Genomic DNA, 13,773 nt, shown 5'->3' with positions numbered 1-13,773 from the left:
CTAAATGCAATTAAGCAAGAAGACGAGTACGCATTTTTTCAAGCTTGTTAAGCGCAGAATCATCTATCACTTGGTCGCCTGCACGAATAACTACACCAGCAATCAGCGCTGGGTTAACTTCTACAGAAACATTTACCGCCGCTTCGAATTTTTTCTCTAATGCGTGAGTAAGAAGTTGTTCCTGTACAGAAGTCAATGGGAATGCAGATTCAATCACTACATCCACAGTATTGTTATTCTGTGATTTAAGCTGCTCATATTCTGCTGCAATCTCAGGAAGAAGAACCAAACGGTTATTCTCTGCAAGCAATGTCAGGAAGTTAGACACTGCTGCAGTTTGGTCTTCACCTAAAACTTTCGCAAAAAGAGCCACCTGCTCAGCAGGTGTAAGCTCAGGGCGATTTAGATAAGCTGAAAATGCTTCGTCTTGCACCGCAGCACTGAGCAATTCAAGTGCTGTTGACCAAGAGTCAGTTGCACTTTGCTCAGAAGCGTAAGCAAATGCTGCTTTAGCGTATGGGCGTGCCAACGTCAAGAGTTCAGCCATAATCCGCCTCTCTTAAAGTTTAGCAGCCAGCTGAGTCAGCATGGCATTGTGAGCTTCTGCATCAACTTGCTGGCTAAGAATTTTCTCAGCACCAGTTACTGCAAGAGCAGCCACTTGTTGACGCAATTCTTCGCGAGCAGCATTGATTTCAGTATCAACAGCTTCTTTAGCCTGTTGACGAATACGCTCACCTTCAGCCGCAGCTTGGGTACGCGCTTCTTCGATCAATTGTGCACCACGACGGTTCGCTTGTTCGATCAATTGAGCCGCTTGTGCTTTTGCCGCGTCTAACTCAGCTTTCACTTGTGCTTGCGCATCTGCAAGGTCAGCCTTCGCTTTTTCAGCAGCATTTAAGCCATCAGCGATTTTACGCTGACGTTCACTAATCGCATTGATTAGTGGTGGCCATACAAACTTCATGCAGAATGCGACAAAAATCGCAAACGCAATCGCTTGGCCAAACAATGTGAGGTTGATATTCATTGCAAATTCCTCAAATAGTGAATTTCGGAATTAAGCTGATTAACCTACAAATGGATTAGCGAAGATGAAGAACAAGCCAATACCAACACCGATCATAGGCACAGCATCAAGAAGACCCGCGATTAAGAACATACGAGTTTGAAGTTGTGGAGCCAATTCTGGTTGACGAGCTACAGCTTCAAGGAAACGGCCGCCTAGAAGACCAAAACCAATCGCAGTACCTAAAGCACCGAAAGCGATCAAGATAGCAGATGCAATTGCAACTAGACCTAAAGTGAGTTCCATGATAATTCCTCAGAGGTTAGGTTTTATACCAAATTAAGTTAAAAAATTGTGTGCCCAACCATCCGTTGACAGTTAGGCAATACCATTAATGCTTTTCGCTTGCCATACTCATGTACACGATAGTCAACATCATGAAAATGAATGCTTGTAGCGTAATAATCAAAATGTGGAAAATCGCCCAAGGCACAGACAACGCCCACTGGATCCAGAACGGTAATAACGCGATAAGAATGAAGATTAACTCACCCGCATACATGTTACCGAACAGTCGTAGAGCCAATGAAACTGGTCGCGCCAAGAAAGTAGTCAATTCCAACAATAAGTTGAATGGAATTAAAAGCACTTTAGCAACTGGATTACTTGGGTTAAATGGGTTCAGTGCTAACTCACCAACGAAGCCGCCAACACCTTTCTCACGAATACTATAGAAAATAATTAAGAAGAATACAGAAATAGACATACCGAGGGTAATGTTTGGATCTGTAGTCGGAACAATTTTAAAGTAAACCTGATGAGGGTCTACACCCAGCATAGAAGCAATCGCGTGTTGAGCTACATAAGGAATAAAGTCAACAGGGATCAAATCCATCAAGTTCATGAGGAAAATCCACACGAAAATGGTTAATGCTAAGGGTGCAATTAATCGAGACTTCCCGTGGAAGGTATCACGTACACTTGAATCTACAAACTCGATAATCATTTCAATTGCAGACTGGAACTTGGTAGGAACACCAGCATTAGCCGCTTTCGCAACCAACCAGAACAACAAACAGAAAATCAGACCCAGTCCGATAGACCAACCCATTGAATCCAAGTGAATAGCAGTGAACCCCATCTGTTGAGCTTCAGCACCGCTCTCGGCCAATTTCCACGTACCGTCCGGCATTTTGCCATAGGTCATGTTGGTCAAGTGATGCTTGATATACTCGGTCGAAGTAAGGGCATGTTCTTCAGCAGCCATAAATCACACCTGGTCAATGTCAAAAAACTAATAGAACAAACGAATATCGCGTGCTGCTTGATATCTCGCCTGCTCCTGAAAAACTTTTCAATTTCTTGTTGTGCTTATACTCATTTTTGTAGACGTGACGCCCAAAACGGAGCGACCCACGACATGGCTTGAACAAGTATAAAACCACAAAACAACGCCACCGCTGACAACGGTTTAACATTGCTTAAAATTAAAATGAAACCAACAATCACAATGGCAAACTTTCCCATCAAGCCTTTATACATGTTCGAAAGAACTTGTTTAGACGCGCGGGCTCCTGCTGCTCGAAACGATTGCCACGAAAAATAACAAGTCGCGAGCCAACATACCAGTGCACCTAATGCTGCACTCAAGGCTGCGGTTGAGTCTTTCACGACCCAGCCGATCAAGGCTGAAACAGGGATCATACAGGCTTGCAGGAGGACCAAAGCTTTCGCTAATCGTCGGTCAATCAAGCGACTAGTTCGGCTCATTATTTATTCACTCACAGCAATCATGCTTGACAAGTTTAACAGGTGATTATTTTTAATCGCAGGCATTATAGAGTTACACCCCTGAACATGCAATCTTTTCCCGACCTTAGTCGTGTTTTTTTAAATCGGGTCACTGCTGTTAAACTAATCAAAATCTGTCTATTTTTTAAACCATTAGCGTGCATTTAGTACACATTTCTGGGTTTCTGTAGCCAATTGCTGCCAAGCCTGCACAAAGTCCCTTGCCCCGCTCATGCTTTCATCGACATGCTGGAACAGTACCGGATTGAGTTTGCGGTACTGGTTTTCACTGGCATGACCTTCGGCCAGCAGACACATTTTGCGCTGTGGACGATGATCCTGTAAAAACTTGATTTGGGCTACGGTTGGCGAAACATGCGGATCATCGGTCAATGCCCCCATGAATTTTAAATTGAGTGGGCGCTCAAGATACTGGTAGGCATCGTGATAAGACCAATAAGGTTTGGCCTTGTTGCTTGAACTATAACGCTGGGCCGTCGCAAACATGTTTTGTGCAAAGTCACGGGCATTTTTCCAGTAGCGTTCACGATGCTCCGGCAGTTGCTGCGAACGTAGCGCCGCAATAAAGAAACCTATCCGTACCGCATTATTCGGATCGAGCCAGACATGCGTGTCTACCGTATTTTTTAAGACCTCGCCACGCGGATTACGCATCGGCAAGGTGGTCAATATCCCCGAGTCTAACAGTGCAATGCCTTTATTACTTTCATTCAGCACTTTGGCCAAGGGTGCTTCATGCGCCTGACCCAGCCAGATCACCAGACCTGCATTCTGAATAGTTTTTCGATGCGCCGGAGTCAGACTCACATCATGTCCACTTTGGTTGGCCAGCAATAAAGTCGGCTGTTCCACACCTTGGGTAATTTTCTTGACAATCAGATAGATCGGCTGCGTAGACACCACCAGACTTTGTGACCAACTGAGTGTACTGAACAATGCCAGCAGACTGATTGCAAGGAGACGGAACATGAGTAGAAATCACTTAAAAACGATAAAATCAGGAAGTGTTATAATATAACAAAAATACAAAAATACCTATGCCCAATCGAAACTCAGAACGCTTCATGTTAAGATTTGAAATCTATTAATTTTCAGTTTCGCACTTGAGGTGAACTATGGGTTCCTGTTCGCACGAACACCACAACGCATTGCACGGCGTGCACGACCATCCAAATGTCGCACAACGTCTTGCTGAAGCGGAAAGTCTTTGTGCAGCAAGCGGCGCACGCCTTACACCTTTACGTAAAGAAGTGCTGGAACTCATTCTGAATGCGCATGGCCCGATGGGCGCCTATGATCTGCTGGCACAAATGAAAAATGCCAGTGATCGTCCTGCAGCACCACCAACGGTGTATCGCACTCTGGATTTTTTATTAAGCAAAGGGCTGATTCATCGCCTGACCTCGATCAATGCCTATATCCCCTGTTGCCATCCGCGCGAAGGGCATCAGGCCGCTTTTTTAATCTGTACCGAATGTAAAGCCGTGAAAGAAGCGTCGGCTCAGGGCCTGCTCGATCAGCTTGATGCACTGGCCAGCTCGGACGACTTCACGGCACATCACAGCATTATCGAAATTTCAGGAATTTGTCAGCAGTGCCGCAACAAAGCTTAAGTGCCTCTCCCCTGATTCAGCTCTCCAAGATCTGGGTTAAAATCGATGAGCGCGATATCTTAAAAGCGATTGATTTCTCGTTACAAGAGAAAGAAATTGTCACGCTGATTGGTCCCAATGGTGCTGGTAAATCGACCTTGATTAAAGTCATGCTGGGCATACTGAAACCACAATCGGGTGAAATCAAAACTGCGCGCAAGCTGAAATTTTCTTATGTGCCACAAAAATTCAATCCATCCCATAGCTTGCCGCTACGAGTGAAAGATTTATTGGCACTAGAAAAATGCCCGTCCCAGATTAAAACCGAAATTATTCGCGATACCGGCATTAGTAAACTGCAAGATTCTAAAGTTCAGCAGTTGTCTGGCGGTGAGCGTCAGCGGGTGCTACTGGCCCGCGCCTTATTACGCCAGCCGGACATTTTAGTTCTCGATGAACCGATGCAGGGTCTAGACATCCAGTCCGAAGCTGAACTGTATGAATATGTGCGTAACTTGCCGGAAAAATATGGCTGTGCCGTACTGATGGTTTCACATGACCTGCAATGGGTGATGCAAGGTACGACTCGTGTGGTCTGCTTAAACAAACATATTTGTTGTAGCGGCCTGCCAGAAAGCGTGCAGCAACATCCGGAATACCAGGCAATTTTTGGCACTAACCGGGTGTTCTATCAGCATCATCATGATCATTGCGCACATGGTGATTCTGCCACCCCCTGTCAGCATGACTCACGTCCTCATATTCACCCCGAGCCGGAAGCTTAAACCATGATGGATTGGTTACAACTCCTTTTACCTGCATGGATCATGGGTACGCTATTGGTATTTCTGACTGCCCCATTGGGCTGTCTCATGCTCTGGCGACGTATGTCATTTTTTGCTGACACTATGGCACACGGTACTTTACTCGGTGTTGCCATTGCTGGGGCTTTAAGTTTACCGCTGTGGATGGGAGTCACTTTTATTGCCTTATTATTGGTCGGGATTTTGTGGGTACTGCATGATCCGCGCCTGCCGAATGATGCCTTGCTGGCGCTGTGTTCAGCAACACTGCTTTGCTCAGGTCTATTGTTCATTCAGCATTTACCGAGTTTAAGACCGGAACTTCTCAGCTATCTATTTGGTGATCTACTGACGATTTCCTGGGCGGACTTACCCACCTTTGCTATCGTGATTATTCTGGCCTTAGCCGTTCTCTATAAAAGCTGGCAAGCGCAGATTCAAATCGCAATTGATCCGGACATGGCGGTCAGTGAAGGTGTAAATGCCAAATGGCAACGCCTGATCTTTATGTTGTTATTGGCATTGTTTACCGTGCTTGCGCTGAAAGCAGTCGGTTCACTCTTGATGGGGGCATTACTGGTGATCCCTGCCCTGACCGCACGACTCCTTGCACACTCACCCAAACAAATGGTGATCTGGGCATTCGTGATTGCGCAAATTGGGGTGACCGTGGGCCTATGGTCGAGTGCCGGTCTCAATACTTCGACTGGTTTAACCATTGTACTGACCATGGCGGTGCTATTTGCACTGATCTTCTGTGTGCAGAAGTTTAAAAAGCTGAATTAATCTTTCTGTTAAATCATTATGATTTTCTAATGATCTATTCCGCCTCTCTCCTTTAAGGAGAGAGCAAAGACTCTTTATTGATGCACCAAACTCAATAAAAATGCAGCGCCGGCAAATAACCCGGCAAAAGTCCGGTTCATGACTTTTTGTTGTTTCGGCGATCTAAGCAGCCTTAAAACTTTAGCAGCCAATCCGGTATAACCCGCCATCACAATCAGATCAATCGTCACCATTGTCGCAGCCATAATCAAATACTGAATCCATTGTGGCTTAGACAAATCCAGAAATTGCGGCAAGACGGCCAGTAAAAATACGATGGCTTTAGGATTAGTGATATTAACCAAGAAACCATGCAGTACCAGTTTCCCTCTCGATTTTCGCGCCAATTCATGTTTAATTTCGATAGATTGTACAGGTGCTTTCCATTGCAAAATAGCCAAATACAATAAATAGCCGACACCAAACCATTTCACCACTAAAAATGCCCATGGGGTTGTCGCAAACAAAACTCCCACGCCTGCTGCAACCACTGCAATCTGTACCAGTAAAGCCAGTTGCAGACCCAGCGCATTCCAGTAACCATGCCGAAAACCATAATTCAATCCGCTCGACATCGATGCAATTGCACCAGCACCCGGAGAGACACTAATCACCCAGCAGGCCAACATATAGGCAAACCACATTTGATAGGACATGAATATTTAACTCAGCAAAACTTGCCCAATATTATATGAATTTTCCAATAAAATCAGGCTAAAAACTTGCTTAAATATAAGGCACTGCACTATTCACTCTGTCTAGCTTCAGGCACAATATGTACATTAAAAAACAGGATCTATCCTTATAGGAGCCATGAATGACAGCCCAATCGGTAATCTTGCCACTTCCTTCAGATCATGCTCGCTTTATTGTGTTACGTCTTAAAGATTTGAGTATTGAAAAATTAAAAGAACAACTCGAACATTTGTTTACTTCTCGTGATCGGCTGATCACGCAACACCCTCAAGCACAAATTAAAACAGGCGTAGCTTTTGGTCCTGAACTGTGGACAAAACTTTATGATCAAGCTCCTGCAGGCTTTAAACAGCTTGAACCCATTCATGGTTCGTTTGATATGCCGGTTGTTCCAGCAGATGTACTGATTCATATTGCCAGTGCCCGTGCTGATATCTGTTTTGCGCTCAGTCAGGCTTTTTTTGAAGGTATTCAGAACCAGGTTCAGGTGCTGGATGAGCGGGTATGCTTCCGATATTTTGATGGTCGTGACATTACCGGCTTTATTGATGGGACTGAAAATCCGCAATTCCCGGATGATCGTGCAGAAGTCGCGTTATTAGGTGAAGATTCAGGTATTTTCCAAGATGGTTCATTTATTTTTGCTCAGCGTTATGCGCATAACCTGGAAAAATGGAAAAAGCTAAAAGTTGATACTCAAGAACAGGTTATGGGTCGCACCAAGCTTGAATCCATTGAATTGGATGATGAAGTCAAACCTGAAAATGCGCACGTGGCACGTACTGTAGTTGAAGATGAAGAAGGCGAAGAAATGGAAATTCTACGTCATTCTCTGCCTTATGGTGACGGACGTGGTGACCAGGGTCTATTCTTTATTGCCTATACCAAAGACCTGAAAATTATTGATACTATGTTAGAACGTATGTTCGGTACCTCTGGCGATGGAATTCATGACGGTCTGCTGCATTTCGTAACACCTCTGGATGGTGCCTATTACTTTGCGCCAAGTGAGGAGCTGCTGGGAGAGGTTTTGGAAGGGTAAAAGAAAAAAGCCGGTGGAAGCCGGCTTTTTAAATTAATTATTCTTAGAATGAGAATTCTTTTTTATTATTTCCTTCAAAATATTTTATGTTTAAATCACCATCAATATTTACATTTTTTCCTGCATAAATATATTTTTCTGAAATTAAATTAAAATTTTTAACTTTCATAATCCTTAAATTAGCTCCCCCTTCATCAAAAAACGGAGATACTATTAAAAAGAAATCTTTTTCCCCTTTCAGAAAAACACTCATTCCATCTTGAGGGTTAATAAAATTATACTTATTTAATATTTTTTGCGAAGATATTAATCTCAAGTTATTACATTGATTTAATTTAATATTATTTATACACTTAAAATGAATATTAGATGAATAGGGCAACTTAGAAAATTCTTCAATACCATTTAATCTTAAGCCCTCTATTTTATTTACACGTCCTTTTTCAAACTTATAACATTCATTTTCAATATTAATATTATTATTTTCTAAAAAGTAGGTATTCCCTGATAAACAAAATTTATTATCTTTTTTATTATATTTTATAATAGCAGGATCATCATTAATTTCCCTTAAATTACCATCGACAAAATTACCTACCATCTGAGGCACAGGAATTACTTTTTTTTCTAGAGGATCTAATATAACTATCAGCTTAACAACTCTACTTTCACCTTTACCTGTACTTCTATTATGATTTAAAATTAATAATATTTTATCATTTGAAAAATTAGGCAAATCTTTAATATGTTGATTATAGATTTCAATCTTGTTTCTAGAACAAAAATCAACAACTTCACTTTCAAAATAACATCTTGATACATTATTTGATGTTATTAATATATTTTCTTTTGGGTATGTACAACTTGAAAATAATAAACCATTAAAAAACAATGATAAAATTAATTTGGATTTCATATTTAAAACCTATTTATTTGAATGATAAGCATGAATTTTTTCAAATATAACTTTAACTTTTTCGGTAGAATGTTTATTTGCTTTATTCGTTTTAGATTCATGATAACCGATACTACCATCAGAAATAATTCCATATTTATTCTTTTCTCCCTTCGGTAAAGCAATTGAAGCCCACTCTTTCGAAGCATCAACCATGGCCTGCTCTACAGTTTTATCACCTTTAATAATCAAGCTGTAGATAGATGAACGACCTCTTAATAAATGCTCCTTAAAGACTCTTTCTTGCATAGCAGGATCATATAATTCATTACCACTCAAATTTAGTCTCGCTTTAGCTGCTGCTAAAGTAGAAGGAATTGTTTGATATTTTCCAGTGGCAAATCTTCTTCTATTGTCATCCCATCTATATTTTTTCGCAGCGTCTAAAATTTCATCAATAGTTTTTTCAGTGATTGTACCTGGCAAGTCATTCATTTTTCCGTATTTAACTCTTTTTCCTTCTGGAGCTCCTGCATTCCAAGCTTCATAGCTACCTTCACCACTAGCAATCGCATCACCTAATTCTTTTACCTGAGCCTCAATAGTTTGATCTGTTATTTTAGAAATAGTAGAAGTATTTACGATTATTCCTGCACAATTTAAAATAGAATTCATATTTAGTGATTTAATAATCTCAACTACCGGATTTCCATTGAGATCTTTAATTTCTTTTTTGAAGTATTCATCATTAAAGTAAATACTTGAGAATCTTGTCACATCAAAATGAACCCAAGTAGTTGCTCCATTTGCTCCACTCTTAAATTTTTTTGGTTCTAAATATATTTTATCAGAAGCCCTTTCTTCACTTGCTCTCATTTTTATAGTCATAATTTTTTTTCTAATAAACTCTATATCTTCTATAGCCTTAGTCCTCTTCCCATTTTTATTAATATGTATATCTAATGCTAAACCCATATGATTTACTGTAGTTCTGCCTTTTTTCTTATTATCATTTATACATCTATAACCAGATTCTATATAAGCCACTTCAAGACCTTTATATTTAAATTCATTTTTTAAATAAAAATTTAATGCTTTTAATATCCATATTAAAGATCTATGCAATCCTGGATATTCATTAGCAGTATTCAAACCAGATTTAATACCTCTTCTATTATTACCATAACCTGAACACTGACCACAGGGACAACTAGCTTTAGTCATAAAATTTGCAATTCCATATTCATCACGGAACTTATCTAAAGCTGCTAAAAAACTTCCGCATATTTTTCCAGTTTCAGGAACCCCCATATAATCCCGTTGAAATTGCTTTATACATTCCGCTGTTAAAGGAGTAAATTCATCTGTAGGTAATGCGCCACCAAAGCCTGCTAGCCTGATATTAACCTCTCTAATAAGTTCACTTTTGCCTTGAGATATACATTGAGGATTAGTTTTACATAAATTGGAAGTATCAGTTTTCGGTGTTCCGCCATCCTGACTGCGATCCTCTTTCATATCAATTTTTATTGAATCCGATAAAGCTTTCTTACCTTCTTCATACCATTCATTAAGCTGCTCTAATGCTTTCTTCTCATACTCTTCAACTGTATTCACAATTCCTTTATCAGCCTGTTTAGTCTCTTTTTTACTTTTCTCTGATGATTGAGACTTATTATTTTGAGAAGCATTTTTTTGAGGGTTTGGCTTTCTATCAATACTTGTATTATTTCCTGTAGCAGGCATATTAATTGGAAGTTTAATTACTTGTCCTATGCTGATTTTATTGACATCTTTTATCCCATTCAGCCTTTCGAGCACTCGGATTGTGGTGTGATACTGTTGTGCAATAGATGATAAAGTTTCACCTTTTTTAACCTTATGTGTTTTACGTTTATAACTTCCTTTATTTTCATTATTTTCTAATGTTTTTAAATCCAAGAGAATTTTAGGACTTATAACCGTAACCAGCATACGGTCTTTCGCCATTATGAAAGTCTGAACTTTTTTCATACCTCCACCTAAAAGGCTTTTGACATATATATCTAAAACCGTTCCTTTGTCTCTTTGAATTTCATAAAGGCACCCCTTGGAATTGGTAGAACCCCGTACTACATGTTGACCTGTCTTACTATTTTTGACTTCATATTGAACTTTAGGAATTGGATTTCCTAACAAATCTAGAATTTGTACTGTTGCTAAAGACTTATTTGTCATTTTTATTTTTATCTCCTATTTATTATTCTGCTCAATCAGGTCATCAACATCATAACCTTGGACACTTAATCCCCATTCATCATTGAGCCCTACCAAAATTTCTACTTTAGAGGAATCAGCTGTAGTAATTTTTCCAGTACGACCGTGCGCATCAAGCTGACCTGAAATATACGAATTAGTATCAGGAATAAAAGCTTTATAATTTATTGAACTGAAATCAGACTGCCAAAATAGATCATATATATCCAGCCTATTGCTATATAAAGCATTATTCGGAAGCTGAGGTATTTCATAAGAGACTTTAGCCCCTCCCATAAAATTATGTTGCCCCGCCTTACACTCAAATTTTCCGCCAGTCGTGAAAAATACCCCGCCACTATTTACCTTAATTTGAGACCCTCCAGCGGTCAGTACAATCTCCTTCGGACTAGTGATTTCGATTTTGTCTTCAGTCGAAATGAGCTTGATTACCTTACGAGCGATCGCTTCAATTGCATCATCTTGGGCTTGTAGTTCAATTTTGCCTTTAGCGGCATAGACACTTGCGCCCTCTTGAGCAGCGAATAAACTGATCCGGTCCTGTGCATGAGCAACTAAAGACTTCTGTGTGGAAAAATGAATATTGTCCCCGGCACTCTGATTGATTTGCTGATCAGCGGATAAATGGATATTTTCATTTGTGCTCAGTACAATCGTTTGGGGTGCAGTTAATAACATCACGGCCTGTTTAAATGCGGTGGCCTTGGCTTGATCTTCAGCTTCAATCTGATTCAGAAACTGTTTTAAACTATCAAAAAATTCCAATGGATCAGCCTGCTGTTTTTCTGCAATATCACTCAAGGCTTTACTATGATTGAGATTCGATTCAAGCTGTTCTTTGGCTGGGTCAGCATCTAGGTGATTGCCAGCTGCTGAATCTTGCTTATAAGTGGAAATTAATAAGCCTTTTCCTGCACGTAGGGCACCCCAATGGTCTGTCCTCAGTTCAAAACCTTCACCTCGACCGTCGCTGCTTTCATTTTCTTTGGGATAACTTAAATTTCCCAGATTAAGCTGACTGGCTGCATGACTACTTTGCAGCTGTACACTAATCTGTTCAGGAGTATCATCGAAACGCAGCTGGTTAAAGCCCTCACCATCGACCTCCTGAGAACGGATGCCACTGAGCTTTTTGGTCGCAGGAAGTTCTCCCTTCGCATCAAACATGGCCGGACGACGCTCTGCTTCATGAATCCGCCCCACCACAAAGGGCCGGTCGATATCACCTTCAAAGAAATCAATCACCACAATTTCTCCAATTCGTGGATGCAACCTGACGCCATAGCCTTCACCCGCCCAAGGGGTCAAAACATCCACCCAGGCAGAATCGCTATCATTGTCATTGCTGCCTGCGCCGCCATCATGCTGATGATCTTCACTCCGGGTAAACAGAAAACGAACTTTCACCCGTCCCCATGCATCGACATGAATCGTTTCACCTTCAGGTCCGACCACTCGAGCCCGTTGCGGATATGCAGCAGGCCGATGAATAAAAGGCTGATACTCAGGAACAACCGGGATTTCACGGCGCACGATCTGTAGTTCATTGGCCTGTCGTTCCTCCTGTGCCATCTGCCAACCGCTCTTCTCAAGCAAACTGTCCAGCTGCGATAAAATATCTTTGGGTAAATTGTTCTGGTTATAAAACCGCTTAGCTAAAATCAGAAATTCACGTTGATGGGCAGGATGCTGATCAATTTCAGGATGCTGTTGCAGTTCAAACCAGTATCCGACCTGAGCATCTCGTACGCTGCTACTGGCTTTAAAATATTTGGACTGCAAAGCATGATAGTCACTGAGCTGCTGATTGAGTCGATCCAATTGCGCTATACCAGATGCTGTTACCTGATCCTCATGATTTAAGTCGCCGGTCCAGGCCGGACTGATGTTCCACGCATCTTCAAGCTGAAGAGTGGCATTTGCATGAATATCACTTTGCTGATGATTACTGAATAAAGGCTGGCTTTGATCCTGGGCAAGTTGCTGGGTATGCCAGCGCTGGGTCCGGGTACTATTCGGATTGAGCTGACGTACCGCAATCAGACTGTTCAGCGTGTCGAGCTGTTCGGTGGCATGACTGCAATGAAACCGGATGGAGCGGCGTTTTAAAGCTGAAAAATATTGGGAATGATCTACCAGTTTTAAAAACTGAGCTTGAATCTCGCTGGCTGATACAGGCACAGTTAATTGCTTTTCATCGATCAGCCAGTTAATTCCTTCGCTACGCCATAAACGGGTCAGAAAATCATAATCCGATTCATTAGATTGCATCACAAAAGGCCGGACATCATAGTCCCGGCTGAGTCCTGTCAAATCCAGGCTGAGACTGGCCGCGAATAATGCACTTCTGCTTTGCCATTCACTGAACAGGATTTCACTGATCTCGCGCACCGTCTTGTTCATAAAAACCCGACTGTTACGGCGCTTCTGCCAGAGTGCAGTCGCGTCATTCAGCGTCAGTTTATACAGGGTCAAAGCTCCATCATTCTGTCCTTGGCTGGCTGCAGTAATAATGCCCGTAGTCCGGAAAAGTTCACCCCGGTCTGTGACCTGATCAATGGCCACCCGACAGCTGATAAACTGTTTCAAGGCAATATGAGCATAAGTGGAAAGACAGATCAGTTCAGCCTGCAGACCTTGATTGATCTGATGCTGACCCTCAATCCGCTGAATCAAAACCTGATGATTTAAAGGAGGATGTGAAAACTGTAAATGTAGCGCACGATGCTGGCGCTTAAGCCCGAGCTGCTCCAGCAGCATATGGATAGGTTTTGGCATTTTATAGTTATAATTTTAAGCTTTATTATTGTGCGGCAAATTTTAGGAAAAGTTATCCATTTCGT

Annotated in this window: 14 protein-coding genes; 4 read left to right on the top strand and 10 right to left on the bottom strand. The window is 41.5% G+C overall.

Going from position 1 to position 13,773, the window contains the following annotated elements:
- Positions 1–10: 10 nt before the first annotated feature.
- From G4D73_RS10290 to G4D73_RS10265, 6 genes are all read right to left on the bottom strand, one after another.
- Entirely contained in the window at positions 11–547 is a 537-nt protein-coding gene (locus tag G4D73_RS10290) for a F0F1 ATP synthase subunit delta (RefSeq protein WP_004644860.1), read from the bottom strand.
- Positions 548–559: 12 nt separating this feature from the next.
- A complete protein-coding gene (locus G4D73_RS10285; protein ID WP_004280990.1) occupies positions 560–1,030 on the bottom strand; it encodes a F0F1 ATP synthase subunit B in 471 nt (156 codons plus the stop codon).
- A 39-nt stretch (positions 1,031–1,069) separates the two neighbouring features.
- Positions 1,070–1,315 (bottom strand): F0F1 ATP synthase subunit C, encoded by a 246-nt coding sequence (atpE, locus tag G4D73_RS10280; protein ID WP_000424060.1) that lies wholly within the window; start codon positions 1,313–1,315, stop codon positions 1,070–1,072.
- Positions 1,316–1,400: 85 nt separating this feature from the next.
- Positions 1,401–2,276, bottom strand: coding sequence for a F0F1 ATP synthase subunit A (gene atpB, locus G4D73_RS10275; RefSeq protein WP_004644859.1), 876 nt, complete (start codon positions 2,274–2,276; stop codon positions 1,401–1,403).
- 110 nt (positions 2,277–2,386) lie between these two features.
- Positions 2,387–2,779 carry an ATP synthase subunit I gene (locus tag G4D73_RS10270; protein WP_004280982.1) on the bottom strand — a complete coding sequence of 131 codons (393 nt, stop codon included), beginning with the start codon at positions 2,777–2,779 and terminating at the stop codon, positions 2,387–2,389.
- 174 nt (positions 2,780–2,953) lie between these two features.
- The gene (locus tag G4D73_RS10265) at positions 2,954–3,790 is read right to left on the bottom strand and encodes a metal ABC transporter solute-binding protein, Zn/Mn family (protein WP_213686716.1); all 837 of its coding nucleotides are present in this window, start codon (positions 3,788–3,790) and stop codon (positions 2,954–2,956) included.
- 146 nt (positions 3,791–3,936) lie between these two features.
- Here G4D73_RS10265 and G4D73_RS10260 point away from each other — a divergent pair, with 146 nt between their 5' ends.
- The 3 genes from G4D73_RS10260 to znuB are packed head-to-tail and all read left to right on the top strand — an operon-like array spanning position 3,937 to position 6,002.
- Complete coding sequence (locus tag G4D73_RS10260) at positions 3,937–4,434, top strand: transcriptional repressor (RefSeq protein ID WP_004280980.1); 498 nt, start codon at positions 3,937–3,939, stop codon at positions 4,432–4,434.
- On the top strand, positions 4,416–5,198 hold the full coding sequence (gene znuC, locus G4D73_RS10255; RefSeq protein ID WP_005105130.1) for a zinc ABC transporter ATP-binding protein ZnuC: 783 nt from the start codon (positions 4,416–4,418) through the stop codon (positions 5,196–5,198). Before G4D73_RS10260 ends, znuC begins: the two co-directional genes overlap by 19 nt.
- Before the next feature lie 3 nt (positions 5,199–5,201).
- Entirely contained in the window at positions 5,202–6,002 is an 801-nt protein-coding gene (gene znuB, locus G4D73_RS10250; RefSeq protein ID WP_005105129.1) for a zinc ABC transporter permease subunit ZnuB, read from the top strand.
- Positions 6,003–6,076: 74 nt separating this feature from the next.
- Here the strand turns inward: znuB and G4D73_RS10245 are convergent, their stop codons facing one another.
- Entirely contained in the window at positions 6,077–6,697 is a 621-nt protein-coding gene (locus tag G4D73_RS10245; RefSeq protein ID WP_004280977.1) for a LysE family transporter, read from the bottom strand.
- A 161-nt stretch (positions 6,698–6,858) separates the two neighbouring features.
- Here G4D73_RS10245 and G4D73_RS10240 point away from each other — a divergent pair, with 161 nt between their 5' ends.
- Positions 6,859–7,779: a Dyp-type peroxidase gene (locus G4D73_RS10240; protein ID WP_213686715.1), complete on the top strand. Its 921-nt coding sequence runs from the start codon at positions 6,859–6,861 to the stop codon at positions 7,777–7,779.
- Between the two features lie 43 nt (positions 7,780–7,822).
- Here the strand turns inward: G4D73_RS10240 and G4D73_RS10235 are convergent, their stop codons facing one another.
- Genes G4D73_RS10235 through G4D73_RS10225 form a run of 3 tightly spaced genes read right to left on the bottom strand, consistent with a single transcriptional unit; the run spans position 7,823 to position 13,708 of the window.
- Positions 7,823–8,695, bottom strand: coding sequence for a hypothetical protein (locus tag G4D73_RS10235; RefSeq protein ID WP_213686714.1), 873 nt, complete (start codon positions 8,693–8,695; stop codon positions 7,823–7,825).
- Between the two features lie 9 nt (positions 8,696–8,704).
- Positions 8,705–10,891, bottom strand: a complete 2,187-nt coding sequence (locus tag G4D73_RS10230) for a LysM peptidoglycan-binding domain-containing protein (protein ID WP_213686713.1) — start codon at positions 10,889–10,891, stop codon at positions 8,705–8,707.
- A 15-nt stretch (positions 10,892–10,906) separates the two neighbouring features.
- Entirely contained in the window at positions 10,907–13,708 is a 2,802-nt protein-coding gene (locus G4D73_RS10225) for a type VI secretion system Vgr family protein (RefSeq protein WP_213686712.1), read from the bottom strand.
- Positions 13,709–13,773 lie beyond the last annotated feature (65 nt).

Source organism: Acinetobacter sp. WY4, from assembly GCF_018438165.1.
Classification (GTDB): domain Bacteria; phylum Pseudomonadota; class Gammaproteobacteria; order Pseudomonadales; family Moraxellaceae; genus Acinetobacter.
This window is presented reverse-complemented; position numbering and strand designations above follow the sequence as displayed.

Coding starts and splice junctions, on each gene's coding strand:
- G4D73_RS10240 (WP_213686715.1), top strand. CDS start 6,859: ATGACAGCCCAATCGGTAATCTTGCCACTTCCTTCAGATCATGCTCGC.
- G4D73_RS10225 (WP_213686712.1), bottom strand. CDS start 13,708: ATGCCAAAACCTATCCATATGCTGCTGGAGCAGCTCGGGCTTAAGCGC.
- atpB (WP_004644859.1), bottom strand. CDS start 2,276: ATGGCTGCTGAAGAACATGCCCTTACTTCGACCGAGTATATCAAGCAT.
- atpE (WP_000424060.1), bottom strand. CDS start 1,315: ATGGAACTCACTTTAGGTCTAGTTGCAATTGCATCTGCTATCTTGATC.
- G4D73_RS10245 (WP_004280977.1), bottom strand. CDS start 6,697: ATGTCCTATCAAATGTGGTTTGCCTATATGTTGGCCTGCTGGGTGATT.
- G4D73_RS10235 (WP_213686714.1), bottom strand. CDS start 8,695: ATGAAATCCAAATTAATTTTATCATTGTTTTTTAATGGTTTATTATTT.
- G4D73_RS10265 (WP_213686716.1), bottom strand. CDS start 3,790: ATGTTCCGTCTCCTTGCAATCAGTCTGCTGGCATTGTTCAGTACACTC.
- G4D73_RS10230 (WP_213686713.1), bottom strand. CDS start 10,891: ATGACAAATAAGTCTTTAGCAACAGTACAAATTCTAGATTTGTTAGGA.
- G4D73_RS10270 (WP_004280982.1), bottom strand. CDS start 2,779: ATGAGCCGAACTAGTCGCTTGATTGACCGACGATTAGCGAAAGCTTTG.
- G4D73_RS10285 (WP_004280990.1), bottom strand. CDS start 1,030: ATGAATATCAACCTCACATTGTTTGGCCAAGCGATTGCGTTTGCGATT.
- G4D73_RS10290 (WP_004644860.1), bottom strand. CDS start 547: ATGGCTGAACTCTTGACGTTGGCACGCCCATACGCTAAAGCAGCATTT.
- G4D73_RS10260 (WP_004280980.1), top strand. CDS start 3,937: ATGGGTTCCTGTTCGCACGAACACCACAACGCATTGCACGGCGTGCAC.
- znuB (WP_005105129.1), top strand. CDS start 5,202: ATGATGGATTGGTTACAACTCCTTTTACCTGCATGGATCATGGGTACG.